We start from the raw sequence: 22,947 nt of genomic DNA, 5'->3' as shown, positions 1-22,947 counted from the left end.
CGGCGGTCCGGAACGAAACCGGCCGCCGCCCCACCGCGGTGTTCGTGGCGCGTCAGCGCATCGCCGTGCCGCCCGGCAGCGTCAGGCCCAGCGACGCCGCGTATTTCGCCAGCACCAGTTTGCCCACGGCCGGGTAGGCGCCGAGCGCCTCGGCCGCGGCGCAGCCCGCCTCCTCGGCCGCGGCGGCGGTCAGCCCGGCGGCGACCTCCGGGCCGATGAGATACGGCGCGAGCGCGAGCCGGGCGGAACCGGCCGAGCGCAGCTGCTCGGCGACGCGCAGGACCGCGCCGTCCTCGTCCAGCGCCGCGGCCATCACCGGTACGGCGAGGCGCGCGGAGAGCAGCATGCCGGTGATACCGCCGGCCTGCGCCGCGTCCTCACCGCCGACCGTGGCCAGGATGATGCCGTCCGCCGCGGTCGCGACCGTGAACAGCCGGGCGCGGTCGGCGCGGGCCAGACCCGCTTCCGACAGCCGGACGTGCAGGGCCTCGGCGAGCAGCGGATGCGGGCCGAGGACATCGGTGAGTTCGGCGGCGGAGCCGCTGCTCATGACGGCCTGGCGTATCCGGCGCAGCAGCGCGCTGTCCGGGCCCGCGAGCAGCGGGACCACGACGGCGGCGGGGCCGTCGGTGGGGATGCTGGACTCGGGCGGCAGCGGCGGGATCTCCTCGCCCGCGGCCTCGGCGGCGGCGAAGGCCTCCGCGGTGGCGGCAGCGGCGGCCTTGGCGGCCTCGGTCGCCTGGCGGACGCGCTCGGCGCGGTCCTGCGCGGCCAGCGTCAGCACGCTCTCGAGCTGCGGGAACTCCTCGCTGTCGCCGTCCACATAACCGATGTGGGCGTCGAGGCCGGGCAGCTCGGAGCGGGCGATGCTCACGACCTCCTCGGCCAGGCTCCGGGTGGCCGGGTCCGGGGTGCCCGGGACGGCCAGCACCAGCGGAGGCGCGCCGAGGGGTGCGGCGGCGGGCTCCGGTCGGCGGTGCCGTCCGGGCTGGCGGGGACGCGGCATTCGTACAGGCAGGCCGGACGCGGGCCCAGTGGGGGAGCTCATGGCGCCGCATGTTAGTCGCTTCATGTGCTCGGCTGTTCGGGAGGGGGCGACAGGGCGTATTCTGTCCCCTTTTGCCGAGGCGCGCTGTTCATCGGTGTGCGCTGAGCGGTCGGGGATGTTCGGAGAACCACCCAGCTGTCCGAAATGCGGAGAGGGGTCCCCGGAGAGCGGAGGGATCGCGGGCTGCGGGCTCCCGCCGAGGGGTCCCGCGAGCGAACGGCGGGATCTAACCGATATCGAGGACGGTCAGCAGGGCCGCGTCGCGGGGCAGCCGGAGATCGTCCGTCGCCAGGGCCGCCGCCAGGCACAGGGCGCCGTCCAGGGGGTCTCCGGCCGATCGCGTCACCCGGGCCTCCGGCAGCCGCCTCGTCAACTCCTCATGCAGGGGCGTCAGCAGGGGGTCGCCCATCCGGAAGAGGCCACCGGTGAGGGCCACTTCGGGGGAGGCGGTACGGGGGCAGACCGCCTCCGCCGCCCGGGCGATATGGCCCGCGGCGTCCCGCAGGATGCCGTCCGCCACCGGGTCCCGCCCGGCGAGCCGACCGATCTCGGGGGCGAAGGAGGCCAGGACGGCGGGCCGGTCCGGGCGCGGATACAGCTGGCCCGGCAGTTGGTCCGCGGGTCCGAACAGTGCCTCCGCACGGTCCAGCAGCGCCCGCGAGCCGCCCTCGCGGCCGTCGTACGCGCGCATCGCCGCCTCCAGGCCCGCGCGGCCGATCCACGCCCCGCCGCCGCAGTCACCCAGCAGATGGCCCCAGCCGTCGGCCCGTCGCCAGCCGCCGGGCCGCCCGTCCGGGCCCGGGCCCTCCGGCGGCGCACCGAGCGCGATCATGCCGGTGCCCGCGGCGACCACCGCACCGGGCCGCTGGCCGAGCGCCCCGGCGTACGCGGTCACCGCGTCGGCCGCCAGGGCCAGTCGGCGCGCGCCGAACGCGTCGGTGAGCGCGGCGGGCAGGGTGGCGCGCAGCTCGTCACCGAGCGAGGCCATGCCCGCCGCGCCGACGCACACGGCGTCCACCCGCCGTACCCCGGCCTCGCGCAGCAGCTCCCCGGCGGCGGGGAGCACCCGGGAGAGCAGCCCGGCCGCGTCGATCCCGCGGTCGCCCACGGCGGCGGGAGTGGGCGAGGACCAGGTCAGCGGCTTCTCCGCGGCGCCGCCCGACGCCTGGGCGGTGCGCGCCACACCCACGCGTACGCCGGATCCCCCGGAGTCGATGCCCAGTACACAGCTGCCGGTCACCGGCTCAGCCGAACCCTCGGGCGTCCTGCTTGAGCGCGGTGTCCACGGTCAGCGCGGTGGCCACCACCAGGCTCAGCAGCGGGTCGGGCAGCTGGCGGTGGATCTGGAGGACGTAGTTGTCCGCCGTGGTGAACATGGTCTTCGCCAGGCCCTCCCAGGTCTTGGTGATCCTGGCGATCTCGGTGTCCGTGTGGTCCACGATGGCGAAGTTCCAGGCCCGCCAGTTCTCGGCCTTGATGGCGCCGATCTGCTGGCCGTTGACGTGGATACCGAAGTTGATCTTGCCGATGGCGTTCTGCTGGACGATCTCGCCGACCGGCTGTCCGTCCGGGCGCGCCACCAGCACCTTGGACTTGATGAACTTCGCGGGGCGGGTGAGCACCAGGTGCGGCTGCCCGTTGGCGTCCCGGATCTCCAGCTTGTGGGTCATGAACTGGTCGAGGCTGGAGACGAAGCGCGCGACCTTCTTCAGCGTGCTCTGGCCGACCTGGACGACCGAGCCGACGGTGCGGCCGTGCTGGTCGAAGACGCTGTACTCGTTGGTCAGCTCGATCAGCTTGGCCTTCTGGTTCACCACGAGCACCGGCTCGGTGAACAGCGTGCCACCGCCGCCCTGGGCCGGGGCGACATGCGCCTGGTGCTGTACCTGGTGCTGCACCTTGGCCGGGTTGGGGTGGGGCTGCGCGGCCTGCTGCGGCGGGACCTGGCCCGGCTGGCCGGGGTGGGTGTGCTCGGTCCACTGGGCGCCGTCCCACCAGCGCAGCTGGTTCGGCGTGCCCTGCGGGTCGGCGTACCAGCCCGCAGGGGTGTTCGGGTGTGTCGTCATGGCGGGCAGACTACCTCTCGGGCCCCAGGGCCGAGGGAGTCAGGGAAGGCGTCGGGGAGCCCGTCAGGGAAGGCGCCAGTCCACGGGTTGCGCTCCCTGCTGCGCCAGGAGGTCGTTGGCCCGGCTGAACGGCCGCGATCCGAAGAAGCCGCGGTCGGCCGACATGGGGGAGGGGTGGGCGGACTCGACCGCCGGAAGGCTGCCCAGCAGCGGGCGCACCGCGCGGGCGTCCCGGCCCCACAGGATGGACACCAGGGGACGGCCGCGCGTGGCGAGGGCCCGGATGGCCTGCTCGGTGACCTCTTCCCAGCCCTTGCCGCGGTGGGCGGCGGGACGGCGCGGTGCGGTGGTGAGCGCCTTGTTGAGCAGCAGGACGCCCTGCTGGGTCCAGGGCGTCAGATCGCCGTTGGACGGACGCGGCAGCCCGAGGTCGGTGTGCAGCTCCCGGAAGATGTTCTCCAGGCTGCCGGGCAGCGGCCGGACCTCCGGTGCCACCGAGAAGCTCAGCCCCACCGCGTGACCGGGGGTCGGATAGGGGTCCTGACCGACGATCAGCACCTTCACCTCGTCGAAGGGCTGCTGGAAGGCGCGCAGGACGTTGGCCCCCGCGGGGAGGTAGGTGCGTCCCGCCGCGATCTCCGCCCGCAGGAAGTCGCCCATCGCCGCGATGCGCTCTTCGACGGGCTCAAGTGCCTTGGCCCAGCCCGGTTCGACAATTTCGTTCAAGGGTCGCGCTGCCACACCGCGTCACTCTAGTGGCTCACGCGGTAGCCGTGTGCCACTCAGTGGATCACCTCCGGGCGAGGGCGCTCGGCGACCGCTCGGCGACCGCTCGGCCGATTGCTCAGCCGACCACGGCCGCCCGTACGCACAGCACGTCCGGCAGATGCCGGGCGATCTGCCGCCAGTTCTCGCCCTCGTCGGGGCTGGCGTACACCTCGCCGTTGCGATTGCCGAAGTAGACCCCGGCCGGGTCGGCGTCATCGGTGCGCAGCGCGTCCCGCAGCACTACGCCGTAGTGGTGCTCACCGGGCAGCCCGGCGGACCGCTCGGTCCATGACGCGCCCGCGTCGTCGGTGCGGTAGACCCGGCAGCGGTAGTCCGGCGGATAGCGGTCCCCGCCGTCGATCACCGGGAAGACATAGGCGACCCCGCCGCGCCGCGGATGGGCGGCGATCGCGAAGCCGAAGTCGGCCGGGAGCCCCTTGCCGATCTCCGTCCAGTGCGCGCCGCCGTCGTCGGAGCGGTAGACGCCGCCGTGGTTCTGGAGGTAGAGCCGGTCCGGATCGACCGCGTCCCGGGCGATCTTGTGCACACACTGGCCGAAGTCCGGGTACGGGTCGGGCAGGAAGTCGGCCTTGAGCCCGTTGTTGGACGGTGCCCAGCTCGCACCGCCGTCCGTGGTGCGGTACACCCCGCCCGAGGAGACCGCGACCACGACCCGGTCCGCGTCCCGCGGGTCGGTGACCACGGTGTGCACCGCCTGGCCGCCGTACCCCGCGCCCCACTGCGGCCGCTGCGGGTGGTCCCACAGCGCCCGGACGAAGCCGAAGCTCTCCCCGCCGTCCTCGGAGCGGAACAGCGCGCCCGGCTCGGTGCCCGCCCACACCACCTCCGGCGCCGCGGGGCCCGCCGGGTGCAGCTGCCACACCCGCTCCAGCGAGGTGTCGGTGCCCTCGGGGAACCGGACCGCGGGCCGTGCGGGCTCGTGCCAGCTCCGCCCCAGGTCGTCGGAGCGGAAGACCGAGGGGCCCCAGTGGGAGCTGTCGGCGCCCGCGAGCAGGCGGGGGCGGCCGCGGGCGGTGTCGATACCGACGGAGTACACCGCCTGCATCGGGAAGTGCGGGCCGGTGAACTCCCAGTCGACGCCGGAGGATCCGGTCCGGCGGGCGAGGAACAGGCCCTTGCGGGTGCCGATGGCGAGCAGGACGTCGTCCATGACGGCTCACTCCTTGCGGTGCGGAGCTGGTGCGGAGTTGGTGTGGAGGGCGGATGGGGATGGGTGTGTCCGTCATCACAGAGTCTGCACCCCGCCCCTGACATCGGCGCCCTGTCGGGTCCGACGGATCGTTGTACGAGAGGCATCGTAATTTGACAGCCTTCGTAATACGATGCGTATCGTACTAACGCGGTCCGGTCCGGCCGCGCGAGGTCGATTGGAGACGTTCATGAGTGCCCTTTTCGAGCCCGTCACCCTACGGTCGCTGACCATTCCCAACCGCGTCTGGATGGCGCCGATGTGCCAGTACAGCGCGGAGAGCGGCGAGGGGGCCGGGATTCCGAACGACTGGCACTTCGCGCACTACGGCGCCCGCGCCACCGGCGGCACCGGTCTGATCCTGGTCGAGGCCACCGCCGTCTCGCCCGAGGGCCGGATCAGCCCCGGGGACCTCGGCATCTGGAACGACCGGCAGGTCGAGGCGTTCCGCCGGATCGCCGGTTTCCTCAAGCGGCACGGCACGGTCCCCGGCATCCAGCTCGCCCACGCCGGACGCAAGGCGGCCACCGACGCCCCCTGGCGGGGCGGGGCGTCGCTCGGCCCGGAGGAGGGCGGCTGGCAGCCGCTCGGCCCGAGCCCGATCGCCTACGACGAGCGCCACCCGGTGCCCGAGGAGCTCACCGAGGAGGGGATGGCCGAAGTCGTCGAGCAGTTCGCGGCCGCCGCCCGGCGCGCCCTCGCCGCCGGGTTCGAGGTCGCCGAGATCCACGGTGCCCACGGGTATCTGATCGGTGAGTTCCTCTCCCCGCACAGCAACCGCCGCACCGACCGCTACGGCGGCTCCCTGGAGAACCGCGTCCGCTTCGCCCTCGAGGTCGTCGACGCGGTACGCGCGGTCTGGCCGGAGGAGCTTCCGCTCTTCTTCCGCGTCTCGGCCACCGACTGGCTGGAGCGGGACGGCTGGACCCCGGACGACACCGTGGCGTTCGCCGCGCTGCTCAAGGAGCACGGCGTGGATCTGCTCGACGTCTCCACCGGCGGTAACGCGGCCGGGGTGAGCATCCCCGTCGAGCCCGGCTACCAGGTGCCGTTCGCCGCCCGGGTGCGCCGGGAGACCGGGCTGCCGGTCGCCGCCGTCGGTCTGATCACCGAGCCCGGACAGGCCGAGAAGATCGTCGCCAATGGTGAGGCGGACGCGGTGCTGCTCGGCCGTGAGCTGCTGCGCGACCCGTCCTTCGCCCGCCGCGCCGCCCGGGAGCTCGGCGGCCGGGTGCACGCGCCCGAGCCGTACGGCTACGCGATCCGCTGAGCGCGGCGCGGCTGGCGCCGCGAGGTACCGGCGGGGTCGTGCGGTTCCCCGGGAGGGCACCGCTGCGGGCCCCCGCGAAGCTTTCGGGGCACGTCCCGCCCGTACTCGGCCCCGGGGCGGCCCGTCGGGCGGGTGCCCGGGAAGGGCGCCGTCGTTTGTCCCACGGCGCCGCTGCGCGTCCCCGCCGCGCGGCCGGGACACGCCCCCGCCCCGCTCTCGGGGCGCGCCCCGCCCGTACTCGCCCCCGGAGGCATCCCGTCCGGTGGTCGCCCGGGGAGGGCGCCGGTGTGGGTCGCGTGCTGTTTTCGGGGCGCGCCCCGGCCGTGTTCGGCCCGTCGCGGCCGGGGCCGGGGGCGGCCCGTCCGGTGCCTGCTCGGGGAGGGCGCTGTCGTTTGTCCCACGGCACCGGTGGTTGGTCCCGTGTCGCTTTCGGGCCCGCGCCCCGGCCGCGCGGTGGGCTCAGCCCCCGCTTCCGGCCCCAGGGAGGGCACCGTTGCGGGCCCCGTCGCTTTCGGGGGGCGCCCCGGGCGCGGTTGGCTCAGTCCGGTGCGGCCGGGGGCGGGCCGGTGGGTGGGGGGCCGGGGAGGGGGTGGAACCGGCCGTCCACGAAGAGCAGGGGGTCCGCCGTGGACGGGGCCTCGCACTCCGCCACCGCGCCGATGACGATCGTGTGGTCGCCCGCCTCGACCAGCCGGACCGTACGGCAGACGAAGTGCCCGACCGCGCCCGCGATCCGCACTCCGCCCGCCGCCGGGGCCCCGGCCGTCTCGACGGCGCGGAAGCTGTCCGCCCCCGTGGGCCGGTCGCGGTCGGCGAACCAGCCCGCCAGACCGGCCTGTTCGGCGGCCAGCACATTGACCGTGAAACCACCGGTGCTCTCGATGAGCCCTCTGATCCGCGCGGTGTGCCGGACCGAGAAGGACACCAGGGGCGGTGTCAGCGAGAGCGTGGTGAAGGAGTTCACCGTCATCCCATGGGTCTCGCCGCCCCGTCCGCTGGTGACCACGGTGACCCCCGTCGGCAGTCGCCGGGCCACGGTCCGCAGCTCCGCGGGGGTCACCTGCCGTGCGTCCGTGGCGTGGCCGGTCAGGGGGATCCCCCCTCGAGCCGGGGCACCGGACGGGCGTCCAGGAGCACCGCCGCCAGATGGGAGATCCCGGCGCCCAGCAGCACCAGCCGCTCCGGATCCGCCGCCCGCCCCGCGTCGGCGGGCTTGGGCTCGGCCAGCAGATCGGCGAGGGTGATCAGCGGGTCGCTGCCCTGGCAGTGGGCCAGCCGTGCCACGCCGTCCAGCGCGATCCGGTCCGCCGGGAACCCCACGTCCGCGAGGTACATCCGCATCACATGGCGGGCGAAGTGGCTGGGCAGTACCAGGGACGTGGCCGGGGGCACCGGATGGTGTGCCGCCAGCCGCTCGAACAGCTCGCGGTAGGCCCGGATCCGGGACGCCAGCTGCTGCGGTGGCGGACCGCCGCCCCACTCCTGCTCCGGATCGGCGTGGTGCGCCATGGCCAGCACCGGAAGGCCCGGCGCGTCCGCGGACACCAGGACGGAGGCCGCCCCGTCGCTGGCGATCGCCGCGCCGCCCGCCACCACCCGCTGCCCGCCGGTGGACAGATCGGCCAGGTCGCCGCTGACCACCAAGACCTGCCGGGCGGTGCCGTCCCGGACCAGTGAGGCCGCCGTGCCCACCGCGGCCATCGCGGTGGCGCAGTCCATCAGGCCGAGTGTGGACACCGTGGCCCGGGACATCCCGGTCTCCTGGAGGAGTTCGGCGACGTCCCGGTGGGCGGCGCGCCCCGCCGGCAGCGAGTCGGTGGCCAGCAGCACCATGTCGATCCCGGCGCCCGGCACCCCGGCCGCCGCCAGGGTGCGCTGCACGGCCGCGGTCATCAGCTCGGTCACCGGCGCCTCGGACCACCGGTAGCGGACGAACCCGGCGGCGGGCGAGGTCAGTTCGGCCGCGAGCCGTGGCGCCGCCCGGAGCTCCGCCAGTTCGCCCACGGGATCGGCGTACTCGCCCAGTTCATAGGCGGCACCGCAGAGCCGGGGAGTGATCATCGCGGGGCCTCCCGGGACATCCGCTCGGCCGCGGCGGTGAACCGCTCGGCCAGCCCTCGGGCGGTGGCCTCGTCGTACAGCGCGGTGTCGTACTCCAGCCAGCCGGACACCCCGTCCGGGCCCGGGTAGACCGCGAGCGTCAGGTCGTAGCGGGCCACGCCCTTGTCCAGGTCGGCCGTGGACACCTCGGCGCCCCGGACCGTACGGGCGCTCTCGCCCAGGTTGTCGAAGACGAACACCGCGTCCAGCAGCGGATGGGTGCCCGGCACCCGGCGCGGGGCGTCGATCAGCTCACCGGGATACGCGGCGTGCCGCAGCCCGGCCCGGGAGACCGCACGGGCGGCCCGGATCCGCGCGGCGGGGCCGCCGTCGCCGAGGTCGCGCAGCCGCACCGGCAGCACATTGAGCAGATAGCCCACGGCCGCCTCGGCGCCCGGCCGGTCCCGGCCCGCCGTGAAGGTGCCGAGCAGCACATCGGACGAGCCGCCGAACTCCTCGAACGCGGCCCACGCCACGGCCAGCCAGCCCGCGTAGGCGGTGGCGGCCTCCCGCTGGGCCGCCGCCGCGATCCCCTTGGCCACCGCGGCGGACAGGGCGAACGCCACCCGCCCGCCGTCGCGCCCGGTCGCCCCGTCCCGCGGCCGGTCGGTGGGCAACGGCGCGGGCGGATCGCTGACTTCGGCCGCCCAGTACGCCGCCGCCGCGCGCCCGGCCTCGCTCGCCACCCACGCGGTCTGCTCCTCCGCGAAGCGGCTGAACGGCACCGCCTCCGGCTCCGGGTCCCCCGGCGCCCGGCCGAGTTCATCCAGCAGCATTTCGAACGACCAGGCGTCGAAGACCAGATTGTGGACGACCACCAGCAGCCATGCCTCGTCGCCGGACGCCCCCTCGGCCAGCGCCACCCGCAGCAGCGGACCGGCGGCCAGGTCGAACGGCTCATGCGCCAGCTTGCGGGCGAGCGCGTACGCCGCCTCCGCGTCCGGGCACGAGGTGTGCAGCAGCCGGGGCGGCAACTCCTCGTGCACCACCGGCCGGACACCGCCGTCCGTCTCCTCGAAGGTGGTGCGCAGCGCCTCGTGGCGCCGTACGAACCCCCCGATCCGCTCCGCCAGCGCGTCCAGGCCGACCCGCGCCCCGGTCAGCCGGACGGCCTGGCACACCACGTCCACCGGACGTCCGCCGGTGGCCCGGTGGGTCTCCCACAGCCTGCGCTGGCCGGGCGTCAGGACCCGGGGGCGCCGCTCCTGGCGCACCCGGTCCCGCAGCCGGGCGCGCTGCTCCGGGGTGAGGGCGGCCAGCCGTGCGGCCAGCTCCGCCGGTACGGACGAGCCCGTCATGCGTAACGCCTCCTCAGTTCGTCCAGCTGGCCCAGGCTGTCCACCACCAGCTCCTCGTCGACGCCGAAGTCGATGAGACAGGCGATCTCGGTGACCCCCATGCCCTTGAACCGGTCGACCACGGCCACGCACGAGTCCGGGGTGCCCAGCAGCGCGCCCTTCTCGAAGTACTTGTCGAAGGCGAAGGAGATGAGCTGGTCGGTGTCGCCCTCGGACATGTCCCGTACGCCCGCGCCCGGGGCGAGGTTCTTCTTCTGTGAGTCGATGACGGTGAGGAAGGACCGCAGATACTCGGTGAACGGCGGCCGCACCGTCTCCCGCACCTCGTCCAGGTCGGTGCCGATGAAGGTGTGCAGCATCAGCGTGACGGTGACGTCCTCGCGGTCGTGTCCGTACGCGTCCAGCGCCTTGAAGTAGATCTCGAGCTTCTCCTCGAGCTCCTCGTTGGTCATATCGATCAGCGCGGTGAGGACGTTGCAGCCCAGCCGCCCGGCCATCTCGAAGGTCTCCGGGCTCTTGGTGCAGGTGAGCCACATCGGCAACTCGGGCTGGACGGGCTGCGGATGCAGCTCCACCTCGACGTGGTTGCCGAGGCCGTCCTGGACGAACACCGGTGCGCCCTCCCACAGTTCGCGGATCCGGGTCACCGCGTCGAAGGTGCGCTGACGGCGGTCCTCCCAGCCGGTGGGGTTGATGGCGAAGTCCACCGGGCTGAAACCGGTGGCCAGCGCGATCCCGGCACGGCCCTGAGAGAGGTTGTCCACCACCGCCCACTCCTCGGCCACCCGGATCGGGCTGTGCAGCGGCAGGATGACGCTGCCCGCGCGGATCTGGAGCCGCTGGGTGGCGTTGGCCAGCGCGGCGCCGAGCACCGAGGGGTTGGGGTACAGACCGCCGAAGCGGTGGAAGTGGCGCTCCGGCGTCCAGATGGCGGTGAAGCCGTTCTCGTCGGCGAACCGGGCGGCGTCGAAGACGAAGCGGTATTTGTTCTTCTCATCGCCGGAGAAGAAGATCAGGCTGAAGTCCACGGGTCAGCTCTCCTTGGGCTGTTCTTCGAGGGCCGCCTCGGACAGCAGCCGTTCGGTGACGTCGGGGTCGAGCGCGGCCAGTTCGTCCGCCAGCGCCTGGAGTTCGGCGGCCTCGCCGTCCCCGCCGGATTCGCCCTCCGCACGGGCGTCCAGCCGCAGTCGGACAAGTGCCGCCAGCGCGGCCGGGGTCGGTTCGGCGAGCACATCGGCCAGGGGCACCTCGACGGTGAAGAACTCCCGGATGTCCGACAGCAGCCGGACGATCAGCAGCGAGTCCCCGCCGAACTCGAAGATGTCCCCGTCCACGGGCATGTCCTCGGCTCCCAGCGCGTCCCGCACCAGCCGGGCCACCTGCTCGGTGAGCCCGCCGGACTCCGGGTCCGCCGTCTCCTCGCCGAGCGCCGCGGCCCCCGCGCTGGGCCGGACGATCCGCTCGTCGCGCACCCACTGGTCCAGCCGGTAGCCGATGTCCCAGGTGGAGACCGCCACATGGGAGACATCACGCAGCGACAGCAGTCTGCGGATGGCCTCGAGCCCCTCCTCGGGCTGGATCGCCTTGTCGTCCATGCTGCGGCCGATCGCCGAGATGGCCCGCTTCTCGTCCTGGTGGTGCTGCCATACGTCCCAGGCCGCGCTGATCCACACGGTGCGCTCCAGGCCACGGTTGGCCCGCTCGGCGGCGGCGTCCATGAAGTGGTTGGCCGCGCCGTACGCCAGCAGCCGCAAGCCCCCCAGCACACCGGCCAGCGAGGACAGCATCAGACAGAAGTCCACCGGGCGGTCGGCGAGCACCTCCTCCAGCGCGATCTGACCGTGTGCCTTGGGCACGAAATGCCACTGGCACTGCTCCACATCGGCGCCGGTCAGGGCGCGGTCCCACTGCTCGCTGGGCAGCCCCGCGGCATGCACCACACCGTGCAGCGCGCCGTAGTGCTCCTCGACCCGCTCCACCGCGGCCCGCAACCCCGTCACATCGGCCACATCGGTGTGCACCAGGAGGGTTTCGGCGCCCGCCGCCTCCAGCTCCCGCAGCCGGGTGATGCGCAGCGAGGTCTCGTCGTCGCCCTCGTGGCTCTCCAGCCAGGCGTCCCACTCCTCCCGCGCGGGGAGCGCGTCCCGGGTCAGCAGCGCCAGCCGGGCCCGGGTCTCACCGTGCAGCCAGCGGGCGATCAGCGAGCCGATCTCACCGAGGCCACCGGTGATGAGGTAGACGCCGTCCTCCCGCAGCCGGGAGCGTGCCGTGGCGGACCAGTCGGCGCGCACCGGCTCCATATCGGCGACCCAGCGGCCGCCACCGCGCAGGGTGACGGCCAGCTCCGGCGGCCGGGCGGAGGTGAGTTCGGCCGCCAGGGTGCGCAGCGAGCGCTCGTCCACGGCCGCGGGCAGATCGATATGGCGGGCGCCGATGTTGCCGTGTTCCTGGCCGATGACGCGCGCGGCCACCGCCAACGTCACCAGCTCGGCGGCCGGTTCGGGCTCGGAGGGGCTGATGGCATACGCCCCGGCGCTGATCAGATCCAGCTGGAGCGGGCGGGTCACATCGTGTTTGCTCAACGCCTTGACCAGGGCGATCAGGCTGTAGACACCCCGGCGCTGGGCCATCTCGAAACGCTCGACGCCACGTCCGGGCGGCAGTGGATCGGTGCACCAGGCGTGCACCACCCGGCCCGGCAGCCGGTTCTCGGTGAGCAGTTCGCCGATCAGCCGGCTGTGGTCCTCCTCGGAGTCCGGGCGCAGGGTGAAGGTGTCCCCGTCCCGCCCGTACGCCTCGCCCGCGACCACGGTCAGCACCTCATCGGCGAGGGCGTGTCCGGCGATCCGCGCGGCGGTGCCCCGGGCGTCGGCGAACAGCAGCACCGGTTCGGCGATCGGGGTCACCTCGGTGTCGAGCGTGCCCACCGCGGGCCGCCAGGCCGGTACCGAGAACCATTCTTCCAGCGGCAGTTTGCGTACCGCGCCGGAGCCGGTACGACCCCCCGCCCCGGTCGGCGTCCCCGCACCGGGCTCGACCCAGTAGCGGGTGGCCTCGAAGGGGTAGGTGGGCAGCGGTGCCTTGCGGCGTCCGCGCCCCGCGTAGTAGCCCGCCCAGTCGGGGGTGAGCCCCATCGCCCACAGCCGTCCGAGCGCGGCGGTCAGCGCGGTGAGATCGGCGGCCGGGTCCTTGGTGCGCGCGGTGGAGGTGACCACCGGAATACCGGTCTGCCGGTCCTGGTGGCGCCGGGTGAAGGTGGCCAGGGTGTGGCCGGGGCCCACCTCGACGAAGACCTGGTCGCCCTGGGCCAGCGCGGTGGCCACGTCGTCGGCGAACCGTACGGTCTCCCGCAGATGCGCGCCCCAGTACGCCGGGTCGGTGGCCTCCTCGTCGCGGATCCAGGTGCCGGTGCGGTTGGACAGGAACGGGATCCGCGGACGGCCCAGTTCGACCCCGCGCACCACCTCGGTCAGCGGCTCCACGGCCGGGTCCATCATCGCGGAGTGGAAGGCGTGCGAGGTGGACACCTTGCGGTGCGGTACGCCATCGGCGGTCAGCCGGGCCGTCAGCTCCCGGACGGCCTCGGGCGGTCCCGCCACGGTGCACACCGCGGGCTCGTTCACCGCGGCCAGGTCCACCCCGTCGCCCAGGTACGGCGCGAGCTCCTCCGGGGTGGTCATCACGGCCCGCATCACTCCGGCGGGCAGCTCGTCCACCAGCCGTCCGCGCTCGGCGATCACGGCCAGCGCGTCGGGCAGCCGGAACACCCCGGCCAGGGTGGCCGCCACGTACTCGCCGACGCTGTGGCCGATGAGCGCGGCCGGGCGGACGCCCCAGGCCATCCACTGCCGGGCGAGCGCGAACTCCACGGTGAACAGGGCGGGTTGGGTGAGCCGGGTACGGCCCAGGTCATGGCGCTCGCCCTGATGGCCGCGGAGCGCGGGGTAGAGCGCGTCCCGCAGGTCGAGACCGAGATGGGGGGCGAGCAGTGCGGCGCACTCGTCCACCGTGTCCCGGAAGACCGGCAGATGTGCGTACCACTCCTGGCCCATGGCGGGGTACTGGGCGCCCTGGCCCGGGAAGAGGAAGGTGACCGGGCGGTCGGCGGGGTGGCCGGAGTCCTGGAAGACATACCGCGGATCGGCGGTGCGCAGCGCCTGGACGGCGCTCGTCCGGTCCGGTGCGGTGACCACGGCCCGGTAGTCGAAGGTGTGGCGGGTGGTGGCCTGGGTGTAGGCCACGTCGTCCAGGTGGATGTCGCCGAGCGCGCCGGTGCCCGCGCCGTCGGCGGCGGCGTCCTCCGATGTGGTGTCCTCCGGCGCGGCCTCCTCCAGGGCGTCGGCGAGCGCCAGCCGCGCCGCCTCCAGCGCCGCGGGCGACTTGGCGGACACCGGGATGAGCACCACCGGCGGTGCGGGCGCGGCGCCGTCCGTCGAGGCGGCGGCCTCCGGTGCCTCCTCCAGGACCACATGCGCGGTGGTGCCGCCCATCCCGGTGGAGGTGACGGCGCAGCGCAGCGGGCCGTCATCGCTCCGCCATGGCTCCACCGCGGTGCCCATCCGGAAGCGGGTCCCCTCGACCTGGCACTCCGGGTTCCACTCGGTGAAGTGCGGGGTCGGCACCAATGTGCGATGACGCAGCATCAGCACACACTTGATCAGTCCGGCGACACCGGCGGCCGTGCTCAGATGCCCGATGTTGGCCTTGACCGAGCCCAGGGTGAGCGGGGGAGCGCCGGCCACCTGGTAGACCTGTGCGGCGGCGGCGAGTTCGATCGGGTCGCCGATCCGGGTCCCGGTGCCATGGGCCTCCAGATAGCTGACCGAGGCCGGGTCCACCCCGGCCACCCCGAGCGCCTCGCCGAGCACCGCGGCCTGGCCGGAGATCCCGGGCGCGGTGAACCCGGCGCGGTCGTTGCCGTCGTTGCCCACCGCCGAACCGCGCAGCACCGCCCAGACGGTGTCGCCGTCGGCGAGCGCGTCCTCCAGCCGCTTGAGCACCACCACCCCGACGCCGTTGCCGAACACGGTGCCGTCCGCACCCGCGTCGAACGGCCGGACGGTGCCCGCGGCCGAGGCGATGCCATCGGTCTCGTGGACGTACCCCGCCTCCTGCGGGAAGCGCAGCGCCACCCCGCCGGCCAGCGCCACGTCACACTCCTCGGCCAGCAGGCTCTGCGCCGCCACATGCACCGCCACCAGTGAGGTGGAACAGGCGGTCTGCACCGCGAAGCTGGGGCCGGTGACCTTCAGATGGTACGAGGCGCGGGTGGTGAGGTAGTTGGGGTCGTTGCCCATCAGCGTGGCCATGTCCTGCTGGAGCCGGGGCAGTGAACCGTTGAACCCGCGCTCCCCGGTCAGGACGTTGTTCAGCAGATAGGTGCTGGTCAGCGAACCGGCGAAGATACCGATCCGGCCCGGGTAGACCTCCGAGTCATGGCCGCTGTGCTCCAGCGCCGCCCAGGAGGTCTGGAGGAACAGCCGCAGTTGCGGATCCATCCGCTCGGCCTCGCGGGAACTGAGGAAGAAGAACGACGCGTCGAAGGCGTCCGCGTCCTCGACGACCGCGGCCCGGCGCACATAGCGGTCGCCGCCGAACGTCTCCTCCGGCACCCCGGCTCCACGCAGCCGTTCCTCGTCCAGATCGGTGAGGTGGTCGGTGCCCGCGAGGAGGTTGCGCCAGTACTCGGTGTGGTCGCGGGCGCCGGGGAACCGGCAGTCCATGCCGACGACGGCGATCCGCCCGGACACGGGGGAATCCGCCAACTGCTCAGTCATCTACGCCTCCTGGGGCGGGGTCGCGGGTCTCACCGAAGGGCGGGCGGGGGGAGGTCGCGGCGATCCGGGCACGGGCGTCGGACCGTCGGGAGGAGGCACGCGCGCCGCGGCGGCGCTCACCGCGGTCCCGGCCCGGCGCGGTGGCGCCGCCCGGTGTGGCGGCCGTCCCCGGAGCCGCGGCCCGGTCGATCAGCCGGGCCAGCGCCCGTACGGTCGGCGCCCGGTAGAGGTCGGTCATCCGCAGCGCGGGCGCCACCTCGCGGGTCAGCCGCTCATGCACGGCGGCCATCCGCAGTGAGGTGCCGCCCAGATCGAAGAAGTTGTCGTCGAGGCCGGGCCGCGCCACTCCCAGGACGTCCCGCCACACGGCGAGCACGGCCCGTTCCGCGGGGCTGCCGACGGGCGGCGGCTCCCCGGCGCCGGTGTCCGGCGCGGTGGCGGTGAGCGGAGAGGGCAGCGCCGCCCGGTCGATCTTGTGATTGGCGGTCAGGGGCAGTGCGTCCAGTACGACGTAGGCAGTGGGCACCGCATGGTCGGGCAGGGTCCGCCGGAGCGCGGTGCGCAGCGCGACGGGCTCGGTACGCGCCCCGTCGGCCGCCACCAGATACGCCGCGAGCTGGCGCTCGCCCAGTCCGTCGGTGAACGGCATCACCACCGCCTCGCGCACCTGCGGCAGTTGCTTGAGCGCGCTCTCCACCTCTCCGGTCTCCACCCGGATACCGGAGATCTTGACCTGGAAGTCACGGCGCCCGATGAGCAGCAGTGTGCCGTCGTCCAGCCGCCGGGCCAGGTCGCCGGTGCGGTACGTCCGTCCGTCCGGTGCGGAGCCCGGTGCGAGATACCGGCTGACCACCACGATCTCGCCCTCGCCCGGCCCCTCGACGGTACGGCCCCCGGCGTCCTCCAGCCGTACCCCGGTCTCCGGCACCGGATCGCCCAGCGGGAACACCCCGGTCGGCGGCCGGTATCCGGGACCCGCCACCCGCAGCAGCGCACAGGAGCACTCGGTGGAGCCGTACGCCCCGGCCACCCGGCACCCGGGCTCGAAGTGGCCGCGGGCGGCGTCCAGATCGGCCAGGTGGAGGGTGTCCCCGCCCAGTGCCAGCATCCGCATCGCGGGCAGCCGGACACCACGGCCCGCCATCGCCCGGACCAGCGCCCGGAACACCGGCAGGGTGGAGTGGTAGACGGTCAGCTCCTCGGCCGCCATCCACTCCAGCAGCCCGGTCACCCCGAGCGCCTTGAGGTCCACCGGATACAGGGCCGCGCCGGTCAGCAGCGCGGAGAAGGTGTCCTGGACGGCCGAGTCCCAGCTGTACGCGGACTGGAGGGTCAGCCGGTCCCGGGGGCCGATGGCCAGTCCATCGGCCCAGGCCCGGGTGTGGTGCAGCACATTGCGGTGTATCTGCGCCACCGGCTTGGGACGCCCGGTGGAGCCGGAGGTGTAGAGGACGTACGCCTCCGCGTCCGGTAGCGCGCCGTTACCGGCCCCGGCCGCCGCGTCACCGCGTACCACGTCGTCGTAGGCCAGCACCGGGAACGCCCCGTCCGCCAGCCGTTCCGCGAGCGCGGTGTGCGCGGCTCCGGTGACCAGCGCGCGTACGCCCGCGTCGGAGGCCATGAAGCCCAGCCGCTCCTCCGGGTACGCACCGTCCAGCGGGACGTACGACACCCCGGCGCGCAGGGCGCCCAGCAGTGCGGCGATCATCTCCCCGCCGTGCGAGAACAGCAGCCCGATCCGGTCCCCGGGGCGCAGCCCGGCCGCGCGCAGCGCTCCGCACACCCGGGCGGATCGTTCCGCCAGCTGCCGGTAGGTCCAGCGGACCTCCGGGGTGACCACGGCCTCGGCGCCGGGGTGCGCATGGACGATCTCCAGGAAACGGTGGACCAGGGTGCCCGCCGACTCGGCCGTGGGGAAGGGGCGATGGCCGGTGTCCGGATGGTGTTCTGCCGTAACGCTCGTCATGGCTCCCTCCTCCCGGCCACGCCGTGGTTTCCGTAGGTGAAGATCACGGCAGGGTGGGCGGGGCGCCCGTGCAGTTCGGCGTAGACCTCCGCGGCTCGCTCCAGCGGCACCCGCGGCAGCCCCATCCGGGCCGGCCGGATGGCGCCCTGCTCGATCAGGTCCAGGGCGCGCTGGAGGTTCTCGGTGACGGTGCCCTCGCCCTCGGGCGCGCTGACGTCGGTCAGCCCGCGGGCGTAGGAGGGATCGCGGTAGCCGGCGCCGCAGCGGGCGGCGTAGCGGATGTCCAGATTGCCCAGCTCGACGCTGAAGTCGACCCGCGCCGAGAACCGGCCCACCCCCACCAGCCGGGGGCGGCCCGGTGCCCGGCCCGCCCAGCGGGCCGCGGCGGCCAGGGTCTCCCCGGCCTCCCCGGTGCCGCACAGGAAGACACAGCGGCCGCCCTCGGGCAGCTCCGCCGCCTTCTCCTCGCCGTCGAAGAAATCACGGCCGGAGTGGGCGGTCAGCCCCAACCCGGCGGCCGCGCGGACCCGTTCGGGACGCAGGTCCAGCACGGTGGCGCGATGGCCCCGCGCGGCGGCGATCTGGGCCACCAGCAGCCCCACCATCCCCGCGCCGACCACCGCGGTCTCGTCGCCGGGGCGCAACCCCGCCCGGTCCATGGCGTGCACGGCGGTGGCGGCCAGATTGGCCACCACCGCGTCGGCGAGGTCCATGCCGTCCGGGACCCGGCGGCACAGCCGGTAGGCCACCGTGACCACATCGCCGTGGACCGCCTCGCCCCAGCCCATCGCGGTCACCCGGTCGCCGACGGAGAACCCCGCCACCCCGGGCCCGACGGCGTCCACCACACCGGCCGAGCAGTAGCCGAGCGGCAGCCCCTCCCCGGTGCCCGCCCAGCGGTCCAGATAGTGCAGTTCGGTACCCGGGCTGACCAGGCTGTACGCCGCCCGGACACGCAACTCGCCACGGGCGGGCGGACCGGTGCGCACCGTGACGGTGTCCGGCAGCGCCCGCTCCCCGGCCACCAGCCGCCGCGAGGTCAGGGCCGGTGTCCCGGTCGTGGACGTCATCGGCCCTCCCCCCGCTCCGCGGTGCCCGGCGCGGGCTCCTCGGGGGCGGCGATCCACTGCTCGTCGGGGATGATGTCCAGCTCCTCCCGGTGGTGCGGAATGGGCCCGGCGGGTATGGGCGCGCCGGAGCGCTCGTACGACGCCCGCCGGTTGCGCTTGCGCTCCAGCCCGAGGTTGAGTCCGCGCAGCTCCACCGCGCGGAACGAGAGCAGGCCGTGGGAGTCGGCCGCGGCCACCGCCTCCGCGCCGCTCCTGGTGCGGACGAACACCCGCCCGTGCTTGGGCTGTTCCACCCCGCTGACGCTGGCCGCGAAGATATTGGGGTCGCCGTCGCTGACACTCACATCGGCCAGCCCCGACATCCAGTCGCCACAGGCCAGACAGCGGTGGGTCTTGTTGCTCGCGAAGTCGCGCACCGCCTGCCAGAACGGCACCTGGTGGTTCTCGCCGTCGTCGGTGCGGATGGCGATCTCGCCGGGGTAGTCGCCCTCCCGGTAGCGCAGCCGGACCACCGACTCCACGGACACCCCGGCACGTTGCTCGATCACCGAGGCGGTGCCTTCGGGGCGGGTGTTGGAGGAGCAGGCGGGCTCCATCATCAGCACCACATGGTCCCGGGCCCAGCGGCCCGCCGCGGTGTCCATCGCCTGGAGCTTGCGCATCGCCTGGATATGGCATGCCACTCCGGTCAGCGCCACCGTGGCGTCCGGCTCGTTCTCCATGACCGTGCGTAACAGCCCCAAGTACGGGGCGAGTTGGTAGGTGGACTGGGCGGTCTCGGTCAGCTCGGCGGGGTCGCGGACCAGCCGGGGGGCGGCCCGCCACGGCTGGTCCGGGTCACGGCCCATCGCCAGCACCACATCGGTACCCATGGCCACCAGCGCGGTCTGGAGCAGTGCGCTGAGGCTTCCGCCGCTCGCGGACGCCTCGTACAGATCGGGGGAGAGCGCGTGTCCTGCCAGCACCTCGGAGAAGATGCCGGTCCAGCGCTCCTCGGGGGTGCGGGTGCGGCCGAACAGCCGGTCCTCGGCGTACGGGGTGGCCGGATCGGCCCCGGGGCACACCGTGAGGCAGTCGTCGCAGGTGCCGCAGTCGGACGCGGTCCAGGCCGGTTCGGTGAGCACCGGCTCGAGATCGTCGAAGCCGATCACCCCGGGTGGACAGGCGAGTTGGCACGCCCCGCACACCGTGCACAGACCGGACTCCAGGACGTCCTTCGACAGCTGCTCGAAGGTCATGACCGGGCCTCCTCCCCGTAGTCGGCCGCGGCGACCGCCGCGGTCAGCCCCTCGGCCAGGAACCGGTAGTCCCGCTCCTCCAGTAACGCCGGGGGGACGATCTTGATGGTGGCGCCCTCGGGGCCGCCGCCGAACAGCAACAGCCGTCCGCGCGAGGCCGCGGCTCTGACGGCCTGGGCGAGCGCCGGATCCGGACGGCCCTCCGTGACACAGTCGAACGCCGCCAGCGCTCCGGCCGTGCGCACCGCGGACATCCAGGGGAAGCGCACCGCGAGCTTCGCCAGATCGGTGGCCAGCCGGTCACCCAACTCCCGTGCCAGGGTCGGCACTTCCTCCCCGACCACGACGTCGAGCACCGCCTCGGCCGCGGCGCAGCTGAGCGGTGAGCCGGAGAAGGTGGAGGTCTGCACCCCGGCCGGCAGCGCGTCCAGCACCGCGCGCTCACCCACCACGGCGGCGAGGGGGAAGCCGTTGCCCAGTGTCTTGCCCACCAGGGTCAGATCGGGGGTCTCGGCCATCAGCTCGGCGGTGAACATCCGTCCCGCCCGGCCGAGTCCGGTGTAGATCTCGTCCAGCACCAGCAGGGCACCGCGGGCGTGGGCGGCGCGCGCGATCTCGTCCAGCAGCGGCGGCTCCACGATCAGCAGCCCCTCGGTGACCTGGATCGGCTCCAGGACCACGGCGGCGGTCCCGCCGAGGTGGTCCGCGGCGTCCAGCGCCTCCTCCAGACTGTGGCGCAGCGCGGCCACCGCCTCGGGTCCTTCGGGCCGGTCGGTACGCGGATCGGGCAGGGTGGCGGTCACCACCGTGTCCGAGGGCAGTGCGCTGTACTCCTTGAACTCGGCGCGCCAGGTGAGCCCGAGGGCCCCGGCGGTCTTGCCGTGGTAGCCGTGGGTGAAGCCGACCACCGCGCGATGGCCGGTGGCCGCGCGGGCGACCTTCAGGGCGGTCTCGACCGCCTCGGCGCCGGTCACGGTGGGCAGTACGGCCGGGGTCCGGTACGGGCTGAGCCCGCCCAGCCGCCGGACCAGCCGGGTGCGGGCGTCCGAGCCCAGCTTGCAGCCGGTGTGCACCAGCCGGTTGAGCTGGGCGGTGGCGGCGGCGACCACCGCCGGGTGCTGATGGCCGAGGGTGGCCGCGCCGCTGCCCGAGGTGGCGTCGAACCAGGTGGTGCCGTCCTCGGCGGTCAGCCAGGGTCCCTGGCCGGAGTGGAAGACCGGGCCCAGGGTGGTGCCGGTGGACCGGGCCTCTTCCGCCGGTGTCCGCTGTGTGCTGTTCATGCCGTGGCGACCTCGGTGATGTCCGCGCCGACGGCGCGTTGCACCGTGGCGAAGTCGGGGAAGGACGTGCGGTGGCAGCCACCGCCCAGCACGGTGGTGCGGCCGGGAAGGCTGGTGGCCAGGGTGGCGGCGGCCATGGCGATGCGGTGGTCCTCGAATCCGGGGACCGCTCCGGCGGTCAGCGGCGCGCCGCCGGTCACCCGCAGTCCGTCGTCCGCCACCTCCACGCGCGCGCCGAACGCGGCTGCCATCCGTGCGGTGGTGGTCAGCCGGTCGGTCTCCTTGAAGCGCAGCTCCCCGGCGCAGCCGATCCAGGAGGTACCGGGCAGCCGGGCCGCGACCACGGCCAGCAGCGGGACCTCGTCGATCAGCGCGTGCAGGGTGGCGGGGTCGTCGACCCGTACGGCGGTGACCTTCTCGAGACCGCCGCGGACCACGAGGGTGCCGACCGTCTCGCCGCTGGAGCCGGGCCGGGTGTCCTGGTAGCCGAGATCCGCGCCCGCCCGGCGCAGCACCTCGAAGAAGCCGAGGCGGGTGGGGTTGAGACAGACATCGGGTATCCGCAGCTCACCCCCTCCAGGGCCGAGCAGCTGCGCGGCCACCGGATAGGCGGCGAGGGAGGGATCGGCGGGGATGTCCACGACCGGTGGCACGGTGTACCCGCCGCCGTCGTAGCGCACCGCGCCGGGGAGTTCCGTCAGCCGGGCGCCGAACGAGGTGAGCATCCGCTCGGTGTGGTCCCGGGAGCGCACCGGGTGGCGGAGCTCGACCGCGAGCCGCGCCGCCACGGCGGCCAGCAGGACACCGGAGCGCGCCTGGGCGCTGCCCACCGCCAGCTCCACCGTGCCGGGACGGTGGACGGGCGCCCGGACCAGCACCGGAAGCCGTCCCGGATCCCCTAAGCAGCGTATGTCGGCGCCGAGTTGGAGCAGTGGGGTGACCAGCCAGTCCATCGGCCGGTGGCGCAGGGTCCGGTCCCCGTCCACCACGGCGGACACCCCGGTCCCGGCGAGCAGCCCGATGAGCAGCCGGGCCGCGGCGCTCGAACCCCCGGTCTCCAGGTACGGCACCCCCTCCGGCCAGTCGGTCACGGTGGGGTGGGGGCGCACCGGCTGCGGCACCGGGGCACCGCCGCGCACCACCGTGAGGGTGTCGCCGTCGGCGTGGGTCCGCAGGCCCAGGGCGCGCAGCGCGGGGAGCAGGGCGCGGACGGCGCCACCGGAGTTGGCCCCGCGCAGTGTGAGCCGGGACGGGGCCCCGGGGAGCAGCGCGGCCAGCAGGGCGCGGTGGCTCACCGACTTGTCGCCGGGTACGCCGACGGTGCGCGCGGCCGGGTGGTGGGAAGTGCGCGCCCCGTTCACCACGAGGTCCGCCGATAAGGTTGTGGGCTGGTCGAAATCCTGCACCTCAGGCACCAAAAAACTCCAGCTCGCGGGGTGAAAGACGGATGTGCTCTCGAAGGCTTCCGGAGTTACCCGCGCACAGCGGCACCACAACCGGTGGTCGGGTTACGGGAATGGGGGGTGTGTCGCCGGAAGCTGAACCGGCTCTGGACGCACGACCGGCGTGCAAAAAATTTCTCTCATACGTTCTTGCCCCCGTCAACATCATTGGCCGGAAGTGCCCAGTTGCCCGGTCGGTCACCGATATGCATGGCAAAGGGTGAGGTCAGGGGGTGGTGAACGGTCTCGGCGCGGTAACTCGGCGCTCCGGCGCGATGCCTCACGGCGTGTCGGCGAACCCCGTCCCACCGGGCCTCACTGGCTGAAACGCATAACCCCAATCGCCGTTGATAAAAACGGAATCTGTCATTGCAGAAGAACCGAAGCTCCGGTCTAGGTGCATGGCGAACTGAT

Annotated in this window: 16 protein-coding genes; 1 reads left to right on the top strand and 15 read right to left on the bottom strand. The window is 73.8% G+C overall.

The features are described 5' to 3' along the window. Positions 1-52: 52 nt before the first annotated feature. The 5 genes from AB0C66_RS30125 to AB0C66_RS30105 all read right to left on the bottom strand — a co-directional run bounded on the left by AB0C66_RS30125 (position 53) and on the right by AB0C66_RS30105 (position 5,053). Complete coding sequence (locus AB0C66_RS30125; RefSeq protein ID WP_362445548.1) at positions 53-1,048, bottom strand: hypothetical protein; 996 nt, start codon at positions 1,046-1,048, stop codon at positions 53-55. A 226-nt stretch (positions 1,049-1,274) separates the two neighbouring features. After that, positions 1,275-2,288, bottom strand: coding sequence for a BadF/BadG/BcrA/BcrD ATPase family protein (locus AB0C66_RS30120; protein ID WP_362445545.1), 1,014 nt, complete (start codon positions 2,286-2,288; stop codon positions 1,275-1,277). Positions 2,289-2,292: 4 nt separating this feature from the next. Next, positions 2,293-3,114 (bottom strand): phospholipid scramblase-related protein, encoded by an 822-nt coding sequence (locus tag AB0C66_RS30115; protein WP_362445542.1) that lies wholly within the window; start codon positions 3,112-3,114, stop codon positions 2,293-2,295. 63 nt (positions 3,115-3,177) lie between these two features. Next, on the bottom strand, positions 3,178-3,855 hold the full coding sequence (locus tag AB0C66_RS30110) for a uracil-DNA glycosylase (RefSeq protein ID WP_362445540.1): 678 nt from the start codon (positions 3,853-3,855) through the stop codon (positions 3,178-3,180). A 103-nt stretch (positions 3,856-3,958) separates the two neighbouring features. After that, the gene (locus AB0C66_RS30105; protein WP_362445537.1) at positions 3,959-5,053 is read right to left on the bottom strand and encodes a sialidase family protein; all 1,095 of its coding nucleotides are present in this window, start codon (positions 5,051-5,053) and stop codon (positions 3,959-3,961) included. Between the two features lie 229 nt (positions 5,054-5,282). Here AB0C66_RS30105 and AB0C66_RS30100 point away from each other — a divergent pair, with 229 nt between their 5' ends. Continuing rightward, the gene (locus AB0C66_RS30100) at positions 5,283-6,362 is read left to right on the top strand and encodes an NADH:flavin oxidoreductase/NADH oxidase (protein ID WP_362445534.1); all 1,080 of its coding nucleotides are present in this window, start codon (positions 5,283-5,285) and stop codon (positions 6,360-6,362) included. A 538-nt stretch (positions 6,363-6,900) separates the two neighbouring features. Here the strand turns inward: AB0C66_RS30100 and AB0C66_RS30095 are convergent. From AB0C66_RS30095 to AB0C66_RS30050, 10 genes are read right to left on the bottom strand one after another with little or no spacing between them, the layout of a single operon-like run. Then, positions 6,901-7,422, bottom strand: a complete 522-nt coding sequence (locus tag AB0C66_RS30095) for a flavin reductase family protein (RefSeq protein WP_362445531.1) — start codon at positions 7,420-7,422, stop codon at positions 6,901-6,903. A gap of 26 nt (positions 7,423-7,448) precedes the next feature. Further along, positions 7,449-8,423: an acyl carrier protein gene (locus AB0C66_RS30090; protein WP_362445528.1), complete on the bottom strand. Its 975-nt coding sequence runs from the start codon at positions 8,421-8,423 to the stop codon at positions 7,449-7,451. Then, positions 8,420-9,760 carry a condensation domain-containing protein gene (locus AB0C66_RS30085; protein WP_362445525.1) on the bottom strand — a complete coding sequence of 447 codons (1,341 nt, stop codon included), beginning with the start codon at positions 9,758-9,760 and terminating at the stop codon, positions 8,420-8,422. The genes AB0C66_RS30090 and AB0C66_RS30085 overlap by 4 nt, the downstream gene beginning before the upstream one ends. Then, positions 9,757-10,788: a MupA/Atu3671 family FMN-dependent luciferase-like monooxygenase gene (locus AB0C66_RS30080; protein WP_362445522.1), complete on the bottom strand. Its 1,032-nt coding sequence runs from the start codon at positions 10,786-10,788 to the stop codon at positions 9,757-9,759. The genes AB0C66_RS30085 and AB0C66_RS30080 overlap by 4 nt, the downstream gene beginning before the upstream one ends. 3 nt (positions 10,789-10,791) lie before the next feature. After that, positions 10,792-15,537 (bottom strand): SDR family NAD(P)-dependent oxidoreductase, encoded by a 4,746-nt coding sequence (locus AB0C66_RS30075; protein WP_362445520.1) that lies wholly within the window; start codon positions 15,535-15,537, stop codon positions 10,792-10,794. After that, complete coding sequence (locus AB0C66_RS30070; protein WP_362445518.1) at positions 15,530-17,503, bottom strand: non-ribosomal peptide synthetase; 1,974 nt, start codon at positions 17,501-17,503, stop codon at positions 15,530-15,532. The genes AB0C66_RS30075 and AB0C66_RS30070 overlap by 8 nt, the downstream gene beginning before the upstream one ends. Continuing rightward, the gene (locus AB0C66_RS30065) at positions 17,500-18,573 is read right to left on the bottom strand and encodes a hypothetical protein (RefSeq protein ID WP_362445515.1); all 1,074 of its coding nucleotides are present in this window, start codon (positions 18,571-18,573) and stop codon (positions 17,500-17,502) included. Before AB0C66_RS30065 ends, AB0C66_RS30070 begins: the two co-directional genes overlap by 4 nt. Beyond that, entirely contained in the window at positions 18,570-19,811 is a 1,242-nt protein-coding gene (locus AB0C66_RS30060; RefSeq protein WP_362445512.1) for a Coenzyme F420 hydrogenase/dehydrogenase, beta subunit C-terminal domain, read from the bottom strand. The genes AB0C66_RS30065 and AB0C66_RS30060 overlap by 4 nt, the downstream gene beginning before the upstream one ends. After that, a complete protein-coding gene (locus AB0C66_RS30055) occupies positions 19,808-21,091 on the bottom strand; it encodes an aspartate aminotransferase family protein (RefSeq protein WP_362445509.1) in 1,284 nt (427 codons plus the stop codon). The genes AB0C66_RS30060 and AB0C66_RS30055 overlap by 4 nt, the downstream gene beginning before the upstream one ends. After that, positions 21,088-22,506 (bottom strand): 3-phosphoshikimate 1-carboxyvinyltransferase, encoded by a 1,419-nt coding sequence (locus AB0C66_RS30050; protein ID WP_362445507.1) that lies wholly within the window; start codon positions 22,504-22,506, stop codon positions 21,088-21,090. Before AB0C66_RS30050 ends, AB0C66_RS30055 begins: the two co-directional genes overlap by 4 nt. Positions 22,507-22,947: the final 441 nt, after the last annotated feature.

The sequence above is a fragment of the Streptomyces sp. NPDC048636 genome (genome assembly GCF_040650655.1).
In the GTDB taxonomy this organism is placed as follows: domain Bacteria; phylum Actinomycetota; class Actinomycetes; order Streptomycetales; family Streptomycetaceae; genus Streptomyces.
Note: the sequence above shows the minus strand (reverse complement) of the source record. Positions and strands in the feature narration are given on the sequence as shown.

What these genes read in the sequence shown, in the direction of transcription:
- AB0C66_RS30125 (WP_362445548.1), bottom strand. Translation starts at nt 1,048, where the DNA reads ATGAGCTCCCCCACTGGGCCCGCGTCCGGCCTGCCTGTACGAATGCCG.
- AB0C66_RS30115 (WP_362445542.1), bottom strand. Translation starts at nt 3,114, where the DNA reads ATGACGACACACCCGAACACCCCTGCGGGCTGGTACGCCGACCCGCAG.
- AB0C66_RS30105 (WP_362445537.1), bottom strand. Translation starts at nt 5,053, where the DNA reads ATGGACGACGTCCTGCTCGCCATCGGCACCCGCAAGGGCCTGTTCCTC.
- AB0C66_RS30100 (WP_362445534.1), top strand. Translation starts at nt 5,283, where the DNA reads ATGAGTGCCCTTTTCGAGCCCGTCACCCTACGGTCGCTGACCATTCCC.
- AB0C66_RS30090 (WP_362445528.1), bottom strand. Translation starts at nt 8,423, where the DNA reads ATGATCACTCCCCGGCTCTGCGGTGCCGCCTATGAACTGGGCGAGTAC.
- AB0C66_RS30085 (WP_362445525.1), bottom strand. Translation starts at nt 9,760, where the DNA reads ATGACGGGCTCGTCCGTACCGGCGGAGCTGGCCGCACGGCTGGCCGCC.
- AB0C66_RS30075 (WP_362445520.1), bottom strand. Translation starts at nt 15,537, where the DNA reads ATGACTGAGCAGTTGGCGGATTCCCCCGTGTCCGGGCGGATCGCCGTC.
- AB0C66_RS30070 (WP_362445518.1), bottom strand. Translation starts at nt 17,503, where the DNA reads ATGACGAGCGTTACGGCAGAACACCATCCGGACACCGGCCATCGCCCC.
- AB0C66_RS30065 (WP_362445515.1), bottom strand. Translation starts at nt 18,573, where the DNA reads ATGACGTCCACGACCGGGACACCGGCCCTGACCTCGCGGCGGCTGGTG.
- AB0C66_RS30060 (WP_362445512.1), bottom strand. Translation starts at nt 19,811, where the DNA reads ATGACCTTCGAGCAGCTGTCGAAGGACGTCCTGGAGTCCGGTCTGTGC.
- AB0C66_RS30055 (WP_362445509.1), bottom strand. Translation starts at nt 21,091, where the DNA reads ATGAACAGCACACAGCGGACACCGGCGGAAGAGGCCCGGTCCACCGGC.